Below are 15,797 nucleotides of genomic sequence, written 5' to 3'. Positions count from 1 at the left end.
GTGGGGGTTCAAGCGCGGGCCAGGGCCAGGCGCTGGGGCAGTTCGGAACGGCGCGGCGGTTCGCAAAACATCAGGCTGGTGTCGACGTCGGCACCGTACAGGTCGTTGAGAAACTGGCTGCTCATCTCGCGGCCCTGCCCATCGAAATGAATGCGCCCGCCCTTGAGCGCCACGGCGCGCGGGCAATAACGCATGGCGTAATCGACTTGATGCAGGGTCACCACCACGGTCTTGCCGTCGCGGCGGTTGATATCGGCGAGGATCTCCATGACCTTGCGCGCCGACTCCGGATCCAGGGAGGCGATGGGTTCGTCGGCGAGGATCACGTCGGCACGCTGGGTCAACGCCCGGGCAATCGCCACCCGTTGTTGCTGGCCACCGGACAGGGTCGAGGCGCGCTGCTGGGCCAGGTCCGCCAGGCCGACGCGTGCCAGGGATTCCATGGCAAACTGCTTTTCCTCGGTATTGAACAACCCGAGGTTGCCGCGCCAGCGCGGGACCCGGCCCAGGCAACCGAGCAGCACGTTGTCGATCACACTCAGGCGATTGACCAGGTTGAACTGCTGGAAGATGTAGCCAATATCCGCGCGCAACCGCCGCACCTTGCCATTCAACCGCCCACTGGCCTGCACCTCCCGGCCCAGCACCTTGACGCTGCCGCCGTTGCCCTTGTCGCAACAGGCCAGCCCCGCGAGGTGGCGCAACAACGTGGACTTGCCGGAGCCGGACGCACCGATCAGGGCGACCATCTCGCCGCTGGCGATGGTGAGTTCGAGGTCGACCAACGCGGTTTTCTTCGCAAAGGTCTTGTTCAGGCGATCGACATGGATAGCGGGATTCATGGGCTTCTCTGTCTGGTTTGAACAGCCTTGCGGGGCTGTGTTTGAGTTCAAACGACAGTAGGCGCGGGAGGTGTCAGGGCTATGACTTGCACATGACGGCAGGGGGGCGGTTTGATGAAGGTTTTATGAAAGGTTGGAACAGCCGAAGGACAATTCCCATGCATATGAGGATCGCTCCCATGCTCCGTGTGGGGATGATCAAAACAGGACTTTCCCTACGGCTCATCATTTAACAGGCACACATCATGTTGGGCGAGCTGTACGCAGGAGGGCCCAGCCCTGCCGGGTCTCCATTCCTCGGTCGTCGCCCTTTTTCACGCAGCTATATGGCGGCTGTGCGCGGGGCACCTTCGGGTGCGCCGGGGTCCTGGAGTCCGGTCTTCCACACCTGCGTACAGTCGCCACCCATCATGTGGAAGTGATTGTGGCGGCTCCTTTAACTCCAGGAGCAACCGTATGAAAAAAGTCACGCCTAGCCCGGCCTACTCCCTGAACGACAGCAAACTCCACGAAGCGGCACAACGTGCGTTCAAGCAATACGCACTGCATTCGCAGCCGGTCTCAGCACCGAAGAGGCGTTGAGCAACGCCTGTGAAATGCTCGAGTCGGCGGCGGTCAGTGCGTACGACTGCACCGAGCATCTTGAAGGCTCGAGCCGTAAGCAGGTGATGGCGGTGGTGCAATTGATCGAGATCGCGCAGTTGTTAGTCGAGGCAGCGTTGCACCGGGAATACCCGGCGGCCTGACGGCCAAGTGAATCCCTGTGGGGGCTGGCTTGCTTGCGATGGCCATAGGTATCTACACAACTCTCTTCTCGGTCTGTGTACATATCCATTGCTGCGGTTACGGCCACTTAGGGTTCCGCCCTTACGGCGGGTCACTTTGGAAAAGAGCCGGAGTGCCGGCCCAGCCCAAAGTAACCAAAGGGCTCTTGCCCCACCACTCGGCACCTCGCCTAGGCTCGGTGTGCCTAAGATCAAAATCACAAGCAAAGCGAGGCGGCCTGACAGCCGACCTGATCATCGAGGCGTGCGCGGACTCCTGTGGGAGCTGGCTTGCCTGCGATGGCGGTGTATCAGTCGATAAATGTATTGGCTGATACACCGCCATCGCAGGCAAGCCAGCTCCTACAGGGGAATGTAGCTTCGCGCTCTGGCTTTGCTGTTGCTCTGCTGTTGCACTGCTTTTGATCTGGCTTTTGATCTTAGGCGCCCCGTCAAACCACGCTGGCCGCAGGCAGGTATTGCGCAGTGGGCACCCCGGCATGGATGCCGGGGTAGCCGCGACACGGCCAGGGATGGCCGATCGCGGCGGGCCCACGGAGCAATGCCTGACTGCGGGCATGCCGAGCCTAGGCGAGGCACCGAGTGGTGGGGCAAAAGCGCTTTGGTTACTTTCGCGCTCTTCGAAAGTGACCCGCCGTAAGGGCGGAACCAATAGCCGCCGTAACCGCAGCAACGGATATGTACTCACACCCAATAACCAAAAAGAGCAAGCCGTGTAGATACCTATGCTGCGATGCGGCGACCCGACAAGCCAGCTCCCACATTTGGATTGGATTTCAAGTCATAAAAAAAGGCGACCGTTTGAAGGTCGCCTTAGATCATTTTGCGTACTGCTTGCTCAACCCAGGCGGTACACCCTGCACATTCGTCTCTTCCCAGGGCCCGTTCGGGCTGATGGAGCGGCTCCAGCCGTTGCTCCAGCGGTAATAGGTGCGCTGGCGGTAGAAGGTGTCCGGTTGTTCGTCCAGCACGTACACCTGCATCTTGCCGTCCCAGTGGCTGGCAGCGCCGGGGGGTGGGGCGAAGGTCGGGGACTTGCTCGGCAAGGGCTTGGCGGGGGCGGTGACCGGGCCGGAAGGTTTGGTTACCGGTTGGGTCGAGGGGCCCGACGGTGGAATGGTCGGGCCCGTAGGGGCAGGAGGTGGCCGATGAACCGCGCAAGCGCTCAAGCCCAATACCAGGCTGAGCAGGGTGATACGAGCGATGGCGGTCATGGGGATTTCCTCGAAATTATTTATCCGGACTGTCGATGGTCAACTGCTGGGTCGCGGTGGTGCTGCTGGCCAGGGGTTGACTGCGGCCGATCCACTCGCCGGCAGTCGGTTGACCGGCCCGTGAGATGCGCGCAACCAGTTGGACTTCGGGAAAGTTGGACAGTTTCAACTGCGGCATCATCGCATCGGCATCGCCCAGTTCGACGGTCACCGGCAGGTCGGCCACGGTCACGCGCTTGGCGGCCAGTGGCGCCGGCGGGCCGGAAACGGCGCGGGCGAAGATGAATACGCTGTCAGTCGGCAGGGCGCGGGCTTTGACGTCGGCCGCCAGGTCCACGCGCACTTTCATCACGGCGGTCTTGGCCGTTGGCGCGACGGCAGCGCCGCCCTCTTTCAACTTCTCGGCCGCACGGTCGATGCCGCCTTGCAGTGCTGCGCGGGAGTTGTCTTTCTCCGGCAACAAGGCCAACAGACGATTCCAGTAGTCGATAGCTTCCTGGTAACGCTGCCCTTCAAAGGCGGCGATGCCCAGCAGGCCGAGACTGGTGACTTCTTTCGGATCGAGCTTCAGCGCTTCGTCGGTCAAGGCCTGAAGCTGCGGCGACCATTGTTTGTTGTTGGCAAAGTACTGCGCCTGGGCCCACTGCCCGAGCAATTCCGGCTGGCGGCCAGCCAGGGCCACGGCGCGCTCGAAGACCTTGGCCGCATCCGCCGAGCGGTCCTGGGCCATGTAGGCGCGCCCCAGGAAGTACAGGCCCTCGGCCGAATCCGGTTGCGCTGCCGCCGCCCGTTCCAGGCGCTGGGTCATGTCGGCAAGGGACACCGGCGGCTGGGCGAATTCGCGGGTCAGTTCAACCTTGTCGATGGCCCCGTAATGCAGGTACAGCCCCAGGCCCAACACCGGCACCAGCACCGAGGCCAGCAACGGCAGCGGCTTGCCCAGGCGCGATTCGCGGGGCTTTTCCACGCCTTCGGTATCGGCCAGCAATTCACGGGCGGCTTCGGCGCGGCCGGTATCGAGCTGCGCGGCGTTGAGCACGCCTTCGCTTTGTTGGGTTTGCAGTTCGGCGACACGTTCCTGATACAGCGCGACGTTCAGCGCGGTGCGGTCTTCTTCACGCTGGGCGCGACGTACGCGCAACACCGGGATCAGCAGGAAACTCAAGGCAACCAGGAGCAGCAGGCCAGCTGCGAGCCAGAAATCAATCATCAGTTTTTTTGTCCAGCAGTTGGTCGAGGCGTTGGCGCTCTTGGGCAGATAGCGCATCAGAACCATCGGTAGGCGCCGCACGGCGACGGCGGACGATCACGGCCATGACCACCAGGCCACCCAGCAACAGGGCAGCGGGGCCAAACCAGAGCAAGGCGGTCTTGCCGGTCAGCGCCGGCTTGTAGCGGACAAAATCACCGTAGCGATCGACCATGAAGTCGATGATCTGCTGGTTGTCCTTGCCCTCGCCCAACATGCGGAAGATTTCCTTGCGCAGGTCGGCGGCAATCGGCGCGTTGGAATCGGCGATGTCCTGGTTCTGGCACTTGGGGCAGCGCAGCTCCTTGGTCAGCTCGCGAAAACGCTCGCGGTCGCCATCGCGGGCAAATTCATAGGTGTCGATGGCGGCATGGGCCACGCCCACCAGGCCCAGGGCCAGTACTGCGGCGGTCAACCAGCGCTTCATGGCTTGGCCTCATCCACCAGGGCCTGGTACTTGGCCGCCAGTTGTTCGCGCCAGACCACTTCGTCGATCACCCCGACGAACTTGTCGCGGATCACGCCCTTGGCGTCGATAAAGAAGGTTTCCGGGGCACCGTAGACGCCGAGGTTCAAGCCAAGGTTGCCGTCTTCATCACGCACGTCCAACTGGTACGGGTTGTGGAACTCCGCGAGCCACTTCAGGGCCGCCGCATTGTCGTCCTTGTAGTTGATGCCGTAGATCACCACGCCGTTCTCGGCCAGCTTGTTGAGCACCGGATGTTCCACGCGGCACGAGATGCACCAGGTGGCCCACACGTTGACCAGGGCCGGCTTGCCGATCAGGTCGGCCTGGGTCAGGGTTTTATCGCCCTGCACCGTGGGCAGCGAGAACGCCGGGAACGGCTTGCCGATCATCGCCGACGGCAGCTCGGCCGGGTCCAGGTACAGGCCGCGATACAAAAACACCGCGACCAGCAGAAACAGCGCCAGCGGCAATACCATCAACCAACGCTTCATACCGCTGCTCCCTGCATGCCGAGGGCTTCACGCACCCGGCTCTTGACCTTGACCCGGTAACGCCGGTCCATCGCTGCCAGCAACCCGCCAAAACCGGTCAGCAGGCCGCCGAACCAGATCCAGCGCACAAACGGCTTGACGTGGACCCGCACGGCCCAGGCGCCCTCGCCCAGGGGTTCGCCCAGGGCCACATACAGGTCACGGGTGAACCCGGCGTCGATCCCGGCTTCGGTCATCATCGAGCTTTGTACGGTGTACAGGCGTTTTTCCGGGTGCAGCACGGAAACCTGCTTGCCGTTGCGCAGCACACGCACGGTGCCTTTGTCGGAGGTGAAATTCGGCCCTTCGAAGTGCTTGGCGCCTTCAAAGACGAACTGGTAGCCGGCCAGGTCCATGGACTCGCCAGGGGCCAGGCGCAGGTCGCGCTCGGCGCTGTTCTGGCTGGACAACACCACGCCCAGGGCGCACACGGCGATGCCGATGTGCGCGATCTGCATGCCCCAGTAGCTGCGGGTCAGGGTCGGCAGGCCCTTGATCAGGCCCTTGTGCCGGGTCTTGTCGAAGATATCGCGCACACCGGCCAGCAACACCCAGGCCGCGAGCATGAAGGTGGCGAGCACTGCCCAGTTGAAGTCGCCGTAGGCAATCCCGGCAATCACCGACAAGGCGGCACTGCCCAGCAGCACTGGGATCAACATGCCCAGCAGCCATTTGACCGGGGTGTCTTTCCAGCGCACCAGCACGCCAATGGCCATCACCACCATCAACAGGCCCATCAGCGGGATGAACAATGCGTTGAAGTACGGCGGGCCGACCGACAGCTTGGCGCCGGTCAGGGCATCGAGTACCAGCGGGTACAGGGTACCCAGCAGGATCATCGAGGCAGCAACGATCAACACCAGGTTGTTGCCCAGCAGCAGGGTTTCCCGCGACCACAGGTTGAAGCCCACGTGGCTCTTGACCACCGGTGCGCGCAGGGCGAACAGAGTCAGCGAGCCGCCCACCACGCAGAGCAGGAAGATCAGGATAAACACGCCGCGCTCAGGGTCGGCAGCGAATGCGTGCACCGAGGTCAGCACGCCGGAACGCACGAGGAACGTGCCCAGCAGGCTCAGGGAGAAGGCGGCAATGGCCAGCAACACGGTCCAGCTCTTGAACACGCCGCGTTTTTCGGTGACGGCCAGGGAGTGGATCAGTGCCGTGCCCACCAGCCAGGGCATGAAGGAGGCGTTTTCCACCGGGTCCCAGAACCACCAGCCGCCCCAGCCGAGTTCGTAATAGGCCCACCACGAGCCCAGGGTGATGCCGATGCCGAGGAAGGCCCAGGCGACGATGGTCCAGGGCCGCGACCAGCGCGCCCAGGCCGCGTCGAGGCGCCCGCCGAGCAAGGCGGCGATGGCAAAGGCGAAGGCCACGGAGAAGCCCACATAGCCCATGTAGAGCATCGGCGGGTGGACGATCAGGCCGATATCCTGCAGCAACGGGTTGAGGTCGCGACCGTCCATGGGAATCTGCGGCAGGATCCGCTCGAACGGGTTGGAGGTCATGATCAGGAACAGTAAAAAGCCGATGCTGATCATGCCCATCACCGCCAACACCCGCGCCAGCATGACTTGCGGCAACTGCCGGGAGAACACCGACACGGCAAAGGTCCAGCCGCCGAGGATCAGCGCCCACAGCAGCAGGGAGCCTTCGTGGGCACCCCACACGGCGCTGAACTTGTAGTACCAGGGCAAGGCGCTGTTGGAGTTACTGGCCACATAGGCGACGGAAAAGTCGTCGGTCATGAAGGCATAGGTCAGGCAACCGAAGGCGAACGCCAGGAACGCGAACTGGCCCCAGGCGGCGGGTTGCGCCAGGCTCATCCACAGCCGGTCGCCGCGCCAGGCGCCCAGCAGCGGCACGATGGCCTGGACGATGGCAAAGCACAGGGCGAGGATCATCGCCAACTGGCCCAACTCGGGAATAAACAATGTAGAGGTCATCGCTTAACCCTCCTTGGCTGGGGTTGGCGCGGATTGGCCGCTGTCTTTAAGGGCCTTGGTCACTTCCGGCGGCATGTATTTTTCATCGTGCTTGGCCAGCACTTCATCGGCTACCACCACGCCCTGGGCGTTGATCTTGCCCAGGGCCACGATGCCCTGCCCTTCGCGAAACAGGTCCGGGAGGATGCCGCGGTAGGAGATGGTCACGGATTTGTTGAAGTCGGTAACCACGAAAGTCACGTCCAGGGAGTCGCCGGAGCGCTTCAGGGAGCCGGCCTCGACCATGCCACCGGCGCGGATCCGCGTGTCTTGCGGCGCCTCGCCATTGGCGATCTGGGTCGGGGTATAGAACAGGTTGATGTTCTGCTGCAAGGCGCTCAAGGCCAGGCCCACGGCAATGCCGACGCCCACCAGGATGGCAAGGATGATCAACAGACGCTTTCTACGCAGCGGATTCACTTATCGGTCTCCCGGCGCAGACGACGCGCCTCTTGTTGCAGGTAACGCTTGCGGGCCAGGATCGGCGCAACGACGTTGAGGGCCAGGACGGCCAGGCTGATGCCATAGGCGGTCCAGACGTACAGGCCGTGGTGGCCCATGGCGAGAAAATCACTGAAAGAGGCGAAACTCATCCACGGGCTCCCAGGCTGTTTTGCACTTCGACCTTGACCCAACTGGTACGGGCCTCACGCTTGAGCACTTCGAGGCGCATGCGCATCAGCAGCACCGCGCCGAAGAAGCAGTAGAAGCCCAGGACCATCAGCAGCAGCGGCGCCCACATTTCCACGGGCATCGCCGGCTTTTCGGTGAGGGTGAAGGTGGCGCCCTGGTGCAGGGTGTTCCACCACTCCACCGAATACTTGATGATCGGGATATTGATCACGCCGACAATCGCCAGCACCGCGCAGGCCTTGGCCGCGCTGTCACGATTGCTGATCGCGTTGCCCAGGGCAATCAGCCCGAAGTACAGAAACAGCAGGATCAACATGGACGTTAGTCGCGCATCCCAGACCCACCACGAGCCCCAGGTCGGCTTGCCCCAGATCGCCCCGGTCAGCAGTGCAACCGCCGTCATCCACGCACCGATGGGCGCCGCGCATTGCAGGGCGACGTCGGCCAGCTTCATCTTCCACACCAGCCCGACAATGCCGCACACCGCCAGCATCACGTAGCAGGACTGGGCCAGCAGCGCGGCGGGCACGTGGATATAAATGATGCGAAAGCTGTTGCCCTGCTGGTAGTCGGGCGGAGCGAAGGCCAGGCCCCAGACCAGGCCGATACCGATCAGCAGGAAGGCGGCGACGGCGAGCCAAGGCAGCATTTTGCCGCTGATGCCATAGAACCACTTGGGCGAGCCGAGCTTGTGAAACCAGGTCCAGTTCATTGCTGTTTCCATCACGGTTGCTTCTTGTCGTTGCAAGAAGCTTAGGGTCTTTACTGACGCAGTGAAAACACCGGGTCAGACCTCATTATTCGCCGACGCTGATTTTCAGGCCGGCCGCTATAGCAAAGGGTGTCAGGGTTACCGCCAGGGCGGTCAGGCTGCCAAGCCACAAGAGGTAACCGGTCGCCGGCATTCCCATGAGCGCGGCCTGCAAGGCGCCGCTGCCCAGGATCAACACCGGGATATACAAAGGCAAAATCAGCAAGGCCAGCAACAGCCCCCCACGTTTCAGGCCCACGGTCAGTGCCGCACCCACCGCCCCCAGCAGGCTCAGCACCGGGGTGCCAAGCAACAACGAGGCCAGCAATACGGGCAGGCATTCGGAAGGCAGTCCCAACATCATCGCCAGCAGCGGCGCGAGCAGGACCAGCGCCAGGCCGGAGAAGGCCCAGTGTGCCAGTACCTTGGCCAGTACCAGAAGAGGCAGGGGGTGCGACGAAAGGACCCACTGTTCAAGGGAACCATCTTCGAAATCACTGCGAAACAGCCCGTCCAGCGAGAGCAGGACGGACAAAAGGGCCGCGACCCACACCAGTCCCGGAGACAAGGTTTGCAACAGTTTAGTCTCGGGGCCGACCGCCAAAGGGAACAACGCGATGACAATCGCGAAGAACACCAGCGGGTTGGCCAACTCAGCCGGGCGGCGACACAGCAAACGGGCTTCGCGGGCGACCAACAGGGCAAACACACTCATACCGACCACCGGCCCAGGTCCAGGTCGCGGTAACCGGCAGGCATACGGGTCAAGGTGTGGTGGGTGGTGAGGACCACCATGCCGCCTTGCTCGCAATGCCGGGCCAGGTGTTCTTCGAGTTGCGCTACGCCCTGTTTGTCGAGGGCCGTGAAGGGTTCGTCGAGGATCCACAGCGGCGGGCCCTCCAGGTACAGGCGGGCCAGGGCCACCCGGCGCTGCTGGCCGGCTGACAGGGTATGACAGGGGACGTCTTCGAAGCCCTTGAGGCCCACGGCGGCCAGGGCCTGCCAGATAGATGCGCGCGGGGCCGGATGATGCAGGGCGCTGAGCCAACTGAGGTTTTCTTCGGCCGTCAGCACATCCTTGATCCCGGCGGCGTGGCCGATCCACACCAGGTTGCGCGCCAGCTCCGTGCGTTGTTCGTGCAGCGGCTTGCCGTTGAGGCGCACCTGGCCTGCCGTCGGCTGCATCAACCCGGCCAGCAGGCGCAGCAAACTGGTCTTGCCGCTGCCGTTGGGCCCACTGATCTGCACCATATCGCCGCCCGCCAGACGCAGTTCGAGGTGTTCGAACAGCATCCGCAGGTCTCGCTCACAGGCAAGCGCAACGGCTTCAAGTAGTGGACTGGTCACAAGATCGCGGGCCTTTACGGTTCAAGTCGGCGGCGGAACGGCCGTTAAAGAGATGCACAATAACTGCATTGGCGGCCTGTTTTAGAGAGCTGGATCAATCAGTTGTGATGTTTTTGACACGCTCTTTGCAGACGGGCGGCATTATACATGCGATGCCCTACTCTAAAGAGGGCAATTTCCTTGAGACGGCGGCCACGATGACCGGTGACATCAACCTTCCAACCCTGCCCCCAGCCCCGGCCACCGGGCCCAGGCCTGCGCCTGCGGTGGGTGAACTGCTGAAACTGCTGGAGCCTCAGGCAGGGTTGATCGACGCCGGAAAAACCGTGAACGCCGAGGTGCTGGCGCTCAAGCAAGGCGGTGAAGCCTTTCAGCTATTGCTCAAGCTGACCCTCGAAGGTGGCCGGCAAACCCTGGTGCAGGCCGCCAGCAGCCAGCCGCTACCCCTGGGCAGCAACGTGGCGGTGAGCCAGACGGCGTCGGGCGACCTGGCGATCAGCCTGCAACAGGCGCTCAGCGCCAATGTCGCGGCCCTGACCCGTATCGACACCACTCAATTGCCGGTGGGCAGCTTGCTGCAAGCCAAGGTGCTGACTTCGCAGATGCTGCCTCAGGGGGCCGGGCAGCCGGCGCTGTACCGCTCGCTGGTGTCGGTGCTCAACAGCGCCCTGAGTGGCACCACCCTGACCCTGGAAAGCCCGCAGCCGCTACGCGTCGCCAGCTTGTTGAGTGCCGTGGTGCAAGGCGCGCAGACCCTGGATTTCGTGCCCCTGAGCGGGCTGCGCGATCAACTGGCGGTCAGCCAGCAACTGGCCGCCCAGCAAAGCCGCCAGGGCTCGCTGGAAGGCCTGTTCAATGCCTTGAAGAACCTGCCCGATGACACCTCGGCGCCGTTGCGCGCCGCCGTCGACCGCTTGCAGGCCGGGCTGCCGGATGTGGCGCAGGTCAGCAATCCCAAGGTGCTGGCACAACTGCTGTACAACAGCGGCGTATTCCTCGAAGCCAAGCTGCTGGCCGGGCAAAACCCGCAAGTGCCGCCGCTGGATATGAAGGGCAGCCTGCTGCGCCTGGTCAACGAATTGCTACCCGCCCTGCCCGCCAGCACCAACCTCAATGCAATCCTGGCCGCCAATACCCTGGCGCAGATGCTGCCCAGCTTTGTCCGCAGCCCGCTGGGCACCCTCGGCCAAGTGGGCGCCCGCACCGCGCCGGGCGGCTTCCCATTGCCAGAGCGCCTGCTGCAGCGCCTGGACGGTGAAAACAGCCTGGAAAACCTGTTGCGCCTGGCCGCCGGCGCCATCTCACGCTTGCAGAGCCATCAACTGTCGAGCCTGGAACAAAGCGGCACCACCGCCGATGGCCGCCTGCAAACCACCTGGCAACTGGAAATCCCCATGCGCACCTTGCAAGACATCGTGCCGCTGCAGGTCAAGTTCCAGCGCGAAGAACCGCCGCCGGACAAGGACGAGCCGGAGCGCAAGATCGAACGCGATGCGAAAAAGATGCTGTGGCGCGTGGAGCTGGCCTTCGACATGGAGCCCCTGGGCCCGTTGCAGGTCCAGGCGCAATTGAGCCAGGGCAAACTGTCCAGCCAGTTGTGGGCCACCCGCCCGTTCACCGCCAGCCTGATCGAAAGCCACCTGGGCAGCCTGCGCGAACGCCTGGTGTCATCGGGCCTCAACGTCGGCGACCTCGACTGCCACCTCGGCACCCCACCCCGTGGGCCGAAGACCGGGCTGGAACAACGCTGGGTGGATGAAACCGCATGAAGAACCCCAACCCACCGCGCCAGGCCATCGCCCTCAAATACGACGGCAAAGCCGCCCCCGCCCTGACCGCCAAAGGTGACGACGCCCTGGCCGAAGCCATCCTGAAATTGGCGCGGGAACATGAAGTCCCGATTTATGAAAATGCCGAACTGGTGAAATTACTGGCGCGCATGGAACTGGGCGACAGCATCCCCGAAGAGTTGTACCGCACCATCGCCGAGATTATTGCGTTTGCCTGGACGCTCAAAGGCAAGTTCCCGGCGGGGTATGACCCCAATGCCGAGCCGGTGGAGCGGGATGTGACGGCGCGCGGGGATGATTACTGACGTTTCAGGGATGCACACAGATCAAAAAATGTGGGAGCGGGCTTGCTCGCGAAAGCGGTGGGTTAGTCGGTACATGTATTGGCTGACACACCGCCATCGCGGGCAAGCCCGCTCCTACATGGGAACTGCGCCAGACGCTGGAAGTGGGGGCAACAAAAAACAAGTGTAGGAGCTGGCTTGCCAGCGATGGCGGTGGGTCAGTCGCTACAGCGTTGACTGATCCACCGCTTTCGCGAGCAAGCCCGCTCCCACATTTGAATCGGTACAGGCTCAGCTTTTGTGCAATTTGCTCATCAACTGTGCCTCGGCCTGGGTCAGGCCGCAGGATTGGGTCAGTTCGTCCACCGTGGCGCCCATGCCCACCAGCTTGGCCGCCTGGGCAAAGGATAGGTTGGCCGGGTCGCGCTGTTCCAGCGCCGACAGCTTGTCGGGCAACGGTGCAACGATCGAGCGCAGTTCGTGCACGTCCTCCCCTACCCGCACCGCGCTTTGCTGGTAGTTGTCCACGCGCTTGGCCATCTCGCGCAGGCGCTGGTCGCGCACGGCGTCGCGCTCGGCCTGTTGCAGGGCCGATTCGCGTTGCTGGCGCATATGGCGCAACAACACCACCACGGTCCCGACCCACAGCAGGGCCAGGACGATTACCGCTACCTCAAGCATCAATCAGATGTTCTCCAGGTCCGACCACTCTTCTTCACTCATCATCTTGTCCAGCTCAACCAGAATCAGCAGCTCGCCGTTCTTGTTGCACACGCCCTGGATAAACTTGGCCGACTCCTCGTTGCCGACATTCGGCGCCGTCTCGACTTCCGACTGGCGCAGGTAAACCACCTCGGCCACGCTGTCGACCATGATCCCGACCACTTGCTTGTCGGCCTCGATGATGACGATCCGCGTGTTGTCGTTGACTTCAGTCGGCATCAGGCCAAAGCGCTGGCGGGTGTCGATCACGGTCACGACGTTGCCGCGCAGGTTGATGATGCCCAGCACGTAGCTCGGCGCACCCGGCACTGGCGCGATTTCGGTGTAGCGCAGCACTTCCTGCACGCGCATCACGTTGATGCCGTAGGACTCGTTGTCCAGTTTGAAGGTCACCCATTGCAGAATCGGATCATCCAAACCCTGTGCGGACGCTGACGACTTGTTCATACCCCTGACCCCTTCAAATACCGTTGATAACGGCGTGTGTTCTTCTTTGGCAGCACCGTGGCGCTGCGCCTCTTATCAAGTACGTTTGTTACCTGGCAGATCTTTTACCGCACCGCTGGCAATCAGCTCCGCCAATTCGGCGACATCCAGCAGCGCGCACATGTGTTCGATCACGGTGCCCGCCAGCCATGGCCGCTGGCCACGGTGGCTGCGCCATTTGATTTCGTTGGGGTCCAGGCGCAGCGAACGGCTGACTTGATGCACCGCCAGCCCCCATTCGTAGCCCTGCACCGAGATCACGTATTGCAGGCCCTGGCGAAAATCATCGCGATAGCGGTCGGGCATCACCCAGCGCGCGGTATCCAGCACCTTGAGGTTGCCGGCCTGGCTCGGCAGGATCCCGAGGAACCACTCCGGCTGGCCGAACAACGGCGTCAATTCCTGGCCCTCCAGGGAGTAGATCGACCCCAGGCACACCAGCGGCACCGCCAGCGTCAACCCGGCCACATCGAACAGCAGGCATTCGAACGACTCGGCCGCCCACGCTGGCCGGCCATCGGTTTCCACCGGTGGCGGGGTAATGCTCGGCGGTCGATGCACTTCGGCCACCGGCGGCACCAGCGCCAAGGGTGCAGGCGCTTGCACGACCGGGGCAACGACCGGCACCACCAACGCATCACGGGCCTGCTCTTCGAGGACCGCCAGTTGAAACTCATCCAGGCTGGCTTCAGCCTCGACCACAGGCACCGCCAGCACTTCATCCAGCACCAGGATCGGCTCGGGCAGCAGCTCCTCGGTCGCATCCTGCAGCAGTGCATCCAGGTAGGACTGCAGCGCCAGTTGCGGCCGGGTCTTGATATCGACAGGACGACTCATCTGTATGCCCACGCGCACGCACCGTTGACCGTGTATTCAAAGGTTATCGGCCTGCCCGCACGCGGACTTGAATCAAAAGTCCGTGAGATCAGGCAAAACCCATCGCGGGCAAGGCACGCAATTAGAGAGTTGGTCATTTCATGCCACCTGCGCCACAAGTTGCTGAGCCAGCAGATGCTTGAGCAAGGCGCGGTACGCCAGCACGCCACGGCTCTTGCCATCGAATTGCGAGGGCGCCAAGCCGGCGCGGCTGGCGTCACGCAGGCGCGTGTCCACCGGGATATAGCCTTGCCAGATGGTTTCGGGGTAGGCATCGCGCAGTACGCGCAGGGTGCCGAGGGAGGCCTGGGTGCGACGGTCAAACAGGGTCGGCACGATGCTGAACGGCAACGCCTGTTTGCGCGAACGGTTGATCATGGTCAGGGTGCTGACCATGCGCTCCAGGCCCTTGACCGCCAGGTGCTCGGTTTGCACCGGGATCACCAGTTGCTGGCTGGCCGCCAGGGCATTGACCATCAGCACGCCGAGCAATGGCGGGCTGTCGATGATGGCGTAGTCGAAGTCCTGCCACAGTTGCGCCAGGCTCTTGGCGATCACCAGGCCCAGGCCACTCTGCCCCGGCGACTGGCGCTCGAGGGTGGCCAGGGCGGTGCTGGAGGGCAACAGGGAAATCTTCTCGTTGCTGGTGGGCAACAGCAGTTGCCCGGGCAAGCCTGTGGGGACGCTGCCCTTGTGCAAAAACAGGTCGAAGCAGCTGTGTTCCAGCGCATCCGGGTCGTAGCCGAAATAACTGGTCATCGAGCCGTGGGGATCCAGGTCGACAATGACCACGCGCTTGCCCGCCTCGGCCAGCAGGCCGGCTAAGGCGATGGAGGTGGTGGTCTTGCCGACCCCACCTTTTTGATTGGCAACTGCCCAGACTCTCATTCGGATTGTTCCTCCCGGCAGGCACTGGCTCGACCGAGAAATAGCACGAGGTTATAGAGCCGGTGACGGAGAATTGACGGCACTCCCGCGTTCCGGCGGCTTTACGGGCGTCGGTGCAGTTTGTGTGCCAGCCCGCTTCATTGCTGCATCAGGTTGTGCATTGGCCGCACCGGTGGCGGTCAGGCTGCGCCGCACATCGAGGTTGCGCGACACCACCAACACCACCCGCCGATTGCGCGCGCGGCCTTCGGCCGTCGCATTATTGGCCACCGGCTGGAATTCGCCATAGCCCACCGACGCCAGGCGCCCAGGGTTGACCCCCTGCATGGCCAGCATGCGCACGATGCTCGCCGAGCGTGCCGACGACAACTCCCAATTGGTGGGAAATTGCGCGGTATGGATCGGCTGGTCATCGGTAAAGCCTTCGACGTGGATCGGGTTGTCGAAGGGCTTCAAGATGGCCGCCACCTTGTCGATGATGCTGAAGGCAATATCGCTGGGCAGCGCGTCGGCACTGGCAAACAGCAGGCTGGAATTGAGCTCGATCTCCACCCACAGCTCGTTGCCGCGAATAGTCATCTGGTTGGAGCTGATCAGGTCGCCAAACGCCGCGCTGATATCGTCGGCGATGCTCTTGAGCGGGTCGCTGCCGCCACTGATGCCGGCGTCGGTCTCGTCGCTGTCCTTGACCAACGGTTTGGCCGGGGTGGTGGTCTTGGGCCGCTCGTCGCCAATGGGGATTGGCTTGAGCGCCCGGTCCGAGTCGGTAAATACCCCTACCAGGGCTTCGGAGATGACCTTGTACTTGCCTTCGTTGATCGAGGAAATGGAGTACATCACCACGAAAAAGGCGAACAGCAAGGTGATGAAGTCGGCGTAGGACACCAGCCAGCGTTCATGGTTGACGTGCTCTTCAGGCTCGCGGCGGCGACGGCTCACAGGCAA

20 protein-coding genes are annotated in these 15,797 nt (G+C 62.9%); 4 read left to right on the top strand and 16 right to left on the bottom strand.

Features of this window, described 5'->3' with window-relative positions:
- Positions 1-8: 8 nt before the first annotated feature.
- Positions 9-842, bottom strand: coding sequence for a phosphonate ABC transporter ATP-binding protein (gene phnC / locus HBO11_RS17895; protein ID WP_169956411.1), 834 nt, complete (start codon positions 840-842; stop codon positions 9-11).
- Between the two features lie 456 nt (positions 843-1,298).
- Between phnC and HBO11_RS28710 the strand changes: the two genes are divergently transcribed.
- A complete protein-coding gene (locus HBO11_RS28710; protein WP_262381071.1) occupies positions 1,299-1,424 on the top strand; it encodes a hypothetical protein in 126 nt (41 codons plus the stop codon).
- Positions 1,421-1,588: a hypothetical protein gene (locus tag HBO11_RS17890; RefSeq protein WP_169956409.1), complete on the top strand. Its 168-nt coding sequence runs from the start codon at positions 1,421-1,423 to the stop codon at positions 1,586-1,588. Before HBO11_RS28710 ends, HBO11_RS17890 begins: the two co-directional genes overlap by 4 nt.
- Before the next feature lie 857 nt (positions 1,589-2,445).
- Here HBO11_RS17890 and HBO11_RS17885 read toward each other — a convergent pair.
- The 10 genes from HBO11_RS17885 to ccmA all read right to left on the bottom strand — a co-directional run bounded on the left by HBO11_RS17885 (position 2,446) and on the right by ccmA (position 9,805).
- A complete protein-coding gene (locus tag HBO11_RS17885) occupies positions 2,446-2,841 on the bottom strand; it encodes a hypothetical protein (protein WP_115127676.1) in 396 nt (131 codons plus the stop codon).
- 16 nt (positions 2,842-2,857) lie between these two features.
- Complete coding sequence (gene ccmI, locus HBO11_RS17880) at positions 2,858-4,051, bottom strand: c-type cytochrome biogenesis protein CcmI (RefSeq protein ID WP_169955966.1); 1,194 nt, start codon at positions 4,049-4,051, stop codon at positions 2,858-2,860.
- The gene (locus tag HBO11_RS17875) at positions 4,044-4,517 is read right to left on the bottom strand and encodes a cytochrome c-type biogenesis protein (RefSeq protein WP_169955964.1); all 474 of its coding nucleotides are present in this window, start codon (positions 4,515-4,517) and stop codon (positions 4,044-4,046) included. The genes ccmI and HBO11_RS17875 overlap by 8 nt, the downstream gene beginning before the upstream one ends.
- Entirely contained in the window at positions 4,514-5,050 is a 537-nt protein-coding gene (locus HBO11_RS17870; RefSeq protein WP_169955962.1) for a DsbE family thiol:disulfide interchange protein, read from the bottom strand. The genes HBO11_RS17875 and HBO11_RS17870 overlap by 4 nt, the downstream gene beginning before the upstream one ends.
- Positions 5,047-7,035 (bottom strand): heme lyase CcmF/NrfE family subunit, encoded by a 1,989-nt coding sequence (locus HBO11_RS17865; protein WP_169955961.1) that lies wholly within the window; start codon positions 7,033-7,035, stop codon positions 5,047-5,049. The genes HBO11_RS17870 and HBO11_RS17865 overlap by 4 nt, the downstream gene beginning before the upstream one ends.
- Before the next feature lie 3 nt (positions 7,036-7,038).
- Complete coding sequence (gene ccmE / locus HBO11_RS17860) at positions 7,039-7,494, bottom strand: cytochrome c maturation protein CcmE (protein WP_169955959.1); 456 nt, start codon at positions 7,492-7,494, stop codon at positions 7,039-7,041.
- Positions 7,491-7,667: a heme exporter protein CcmD gene (ccmD, locus tag HBO11_RS17855; RefSeq protein ID WP_029292593.1), complete on the bottom strand. Its 177-nt coding sequence runs from the start codon at positions 7,665-7,667 to the stop codon at positions 7,491-7,493. Before ccmD ends, ccmE begins: the two co-directional genes overlap by 4 nt.
- Positions 7,664-8,419: a heme ABC transporter permease gene (locus tag HBO11_RS17850; protein WP_057438825.1), complete on the bottom strand. Its 756-nt coding sequence runs from the start codon at positions 8,417-8,419 to the stop codon at positions 7,664-7,666. The genes ccmD and HBO11_RS17850 overlap by 4 nt, the downstream gene beginning before the upstream one ends.
- Before the next feature lie 85 nt (positions 8,420-8,504).
- Entirely contained in the window at positions 8,505-9,173 is a 669-nt protein-coding gene (ccmB, locus tag HBO11_RS17845; protein ID WP_029292588.1) for a heme exporter protein CcmB, read from the bottom strand.
- Positions 9,170-9,805, bottom strand: a complete 636-nt coding sequence (ccmA, locus tag HBO11_RS17840; RefSeq protein ID WP_169955957.1) for a cytochrome c biogenesis heme-transporting ATPase CcmA — start codon at positions 9,803-9,805, stop codon at positions 9,170-9,172. The genes ccmB and ccmA overlap by 4 nt, the downstream gene beginning before the upstream one ends.
- 197 nt (positions 9,806-10,002) lie before the next feature.
- Between ccmA and HBO11_RS17835 the strand changes: the two genes are divergently transcribed.
- Together HBO11_RS17835 and HBO11_RS17830 are read left to right on the top strand one after the other, a co-directional pair.
- Positions 10,003-11,574, top strand: coding sequence for a flagellar hook-length control protein FliK (locus HBO11_RS17835; RefSeq protein ID WP_169955955.1), 1,572 nt, complete (start codon positions 10,003-10,005; stop codon positions 11,572-11,574).
- A complete protein-coding gene (locus HBO11_RS17830; RefSeq protein WP_057958955.1) occupies positions 11,571-11,900 on the top strand; it encodes an EscU/YscU/HrcU family type III secretion system export apparatus switch protein in 330 nt (109 codons plus the stop codon). Before HBO11_RS17835 ends, HBO11_RS17830 begins: the two co-directional genes overlap by 4 nt.
- 270 nt (positions 11,901-12,170) lie before the next feature.
- Here the strand turns inward: HBO11_RS17830 and HBO11_RS17825 are convergent, their stop codons facing one another.
- From HBO11_RS17825 to motD, 5 genes are all read right to left on the bottom strand, one after another.
- Positions 12,171-12,563 (bottom strand): DUF2802 domain-containing protein, encoded by a 393-nt coding sequence (locus HBO11_RS17825; protein WP_169955954.1) that lies wholly within the window; start codon positions 12,561-12,563, stop codon positions 12,171-12,173.
- Positions 12,564-13,049: a chemotaxis protein CheW gene (locus HBO11_RS17820; protein WP_029292578.1), complete on the bottom strand. Its 486-nt coding sequence runs from the start codon at positions 13,047-13,049 to the stop codon at positions 12,564-12,566. It lies immediately after the preceding gene.
- A gap of 75 nt (positions 13,050-13,124) precedes the next feature.
- Positions 13,125-13,925 carry a CheW domain-containing protein gene (locus HBO11_RS17815; protein WP_169955952.1) on the bottom strand — a complete coding sequence of 267 codons (801 nt, stop codon included), beginning with the start codon at positions 13,923-13,925 and terminating at the stop codon, positions 13,125-13,127.
- 138 nt (positions 13,926-14,063) lie between these two features.
- Positions 14,064-14,852, bottom strand: coding sequence for a ParA family protein (locus tag HBO11_RS17810; RefSeq protein ID WP_133714231.1), 789 nt, complete (start codon positions 14,850-14,852; stop codon positions 14,064-14,066).
- Positions 14,853-14,903: 51 nt separating this feature from the next.
- Positions 14,904-15,791: a flagellar motor protein MotD gene (gene motD, locus HBO11_RS17805; RefSeq protein ID WP_169955950.1), complete on the bottom strand. Its 888-nt coding sequence runs from the start codon at positions 15,789-15,791 to the stop codon at positions 14,904-14,906.
- Positions 15,792-15,797: the final 6 nt, after the last annotated feature.

The sequence above is a fragment of the Pseudomonas sp. WS 5010 genome (genome assembly GCF_012985565.1).
GTDB lineage: Bacteria > Pseudomonadota > Gammaproteobacteria > Pseudomonadales > Pseudomonadaceae > Aquipseudomonas.
Note: the sequence above shows the minus strand (reverse complement) of the source record. Positions and strands in the feature narration are given on the sequence as shown.

Excerpts from the sequence above, each read along its gene's own strand:
- HBO11_RS28710 (WP_262381071.1), top strand. The coding sequence starts at position 1,299 with ATGAAAAAAGTCACGCCTAGCCCGGCCTACTCCCTGAACGACAGCAAA.
- HBO11_RS17815 (WP_169955952.1), bottom strand. The coding sequence starts at position 13,925 with ATGAGTCGTCCTGTCGATATCAAGACCCGGCCGCAACTGGCGCTGCAG.
- HBO11_RS17810 (WP_133714231.1), bottom strand. The coding sequence starts at position 14,852 with ATGAGAGTCTGGGCAGTTGCCAATCAAAAAGGTGGGGTCGGCAAGACC.
- phnC (WP_169956411.1), bottom strand. The coding sequence starts at position 842 with ATGAATCCCGCTATCCATGTCGATCGCCTGAACAAGACCTTTGCGAAG.
- HBO11_RS17875 (WP_169955964.1), bottom strand. The coding sequence starts at position 4,517 with ATGAAGCGCTGGTTGACCGCCGCAGTACTGGCCCTGGGCCTGGTGGGC.
- HBO11_RS17835 (WP_169955955.1), top strand. The coding sequence starts at position 10,003 with ATGACCGGTGACATCAACCTTCCAACCCTGCCCCCAGCCCCGGCCACC.
- HBO11_RS17865 (WP_169955961.1), bottom strand. The coding sequence starts at position 7,035 with ATGACCTCTACATTGTTTATTCCCGAGTTGGGCCAGTTGGCGATGATC.
- HBO11_RS17850 (WP_057438825.1), bottom strand. The coding sequence starts at position 8,419 with ATGAACTGGACCTGGTTTCACAAGCTCGGCTCGCCCAAGTGGTTCTAT.
- ccmB (WP_029292588.1), bottom strand. The coding sequence starts at position 9,173 with ATGAGTGTGTTTGCCCTGTTGGTCGCCCGCGAAGCCCGTTTGCTGTGT.
- HBO11_RS17830 (WP_057958955.1), top strand. The coding sequence starts at position 11,571 with ATGAAGAACCCCAACCCACCGCGCCAGGCCATCGCCCTCAAATACGAC.
- HBO11_RS17820 (WP_029292578.1), bottom strand. The coding sequence starts at position 13,049 with ATGAACAAGTCGTCAGCGTCCGCACAGGGTTTGGATGATCCGATTCTG.
- HBO11_RS17870 (WP_169955962.1), bottom strand. The coding sequence starts at position 5,050 with ATGAAGCGTTGGTTGATGGTATTGCCGCTGGCGCTGTTTCTGCTGGTC.
- HBO11_RS17885 (WP_115127676.1), bottom strand. The coding sequence starts at position 2,841 with ATGACCGCCATCGCTCGTATCACCCTGCTCAGCCTGGTATTGGGCTTG.
- ccmD (WP_029292593.1), bottom strand. The coding sequence starts at position 7,667 with ATGAGTTTCGCCTCTTTCAGTGATTTTCTCGCCATGGGCCACCACGGC.
- ccmI (WP_169955966.1), bottom strand. The coding sequence starts at position 4,051 with ATGATTGATTTCTGGCTCGCAGCTGGCCTGCTGCTCCTGGTTGCCTTG.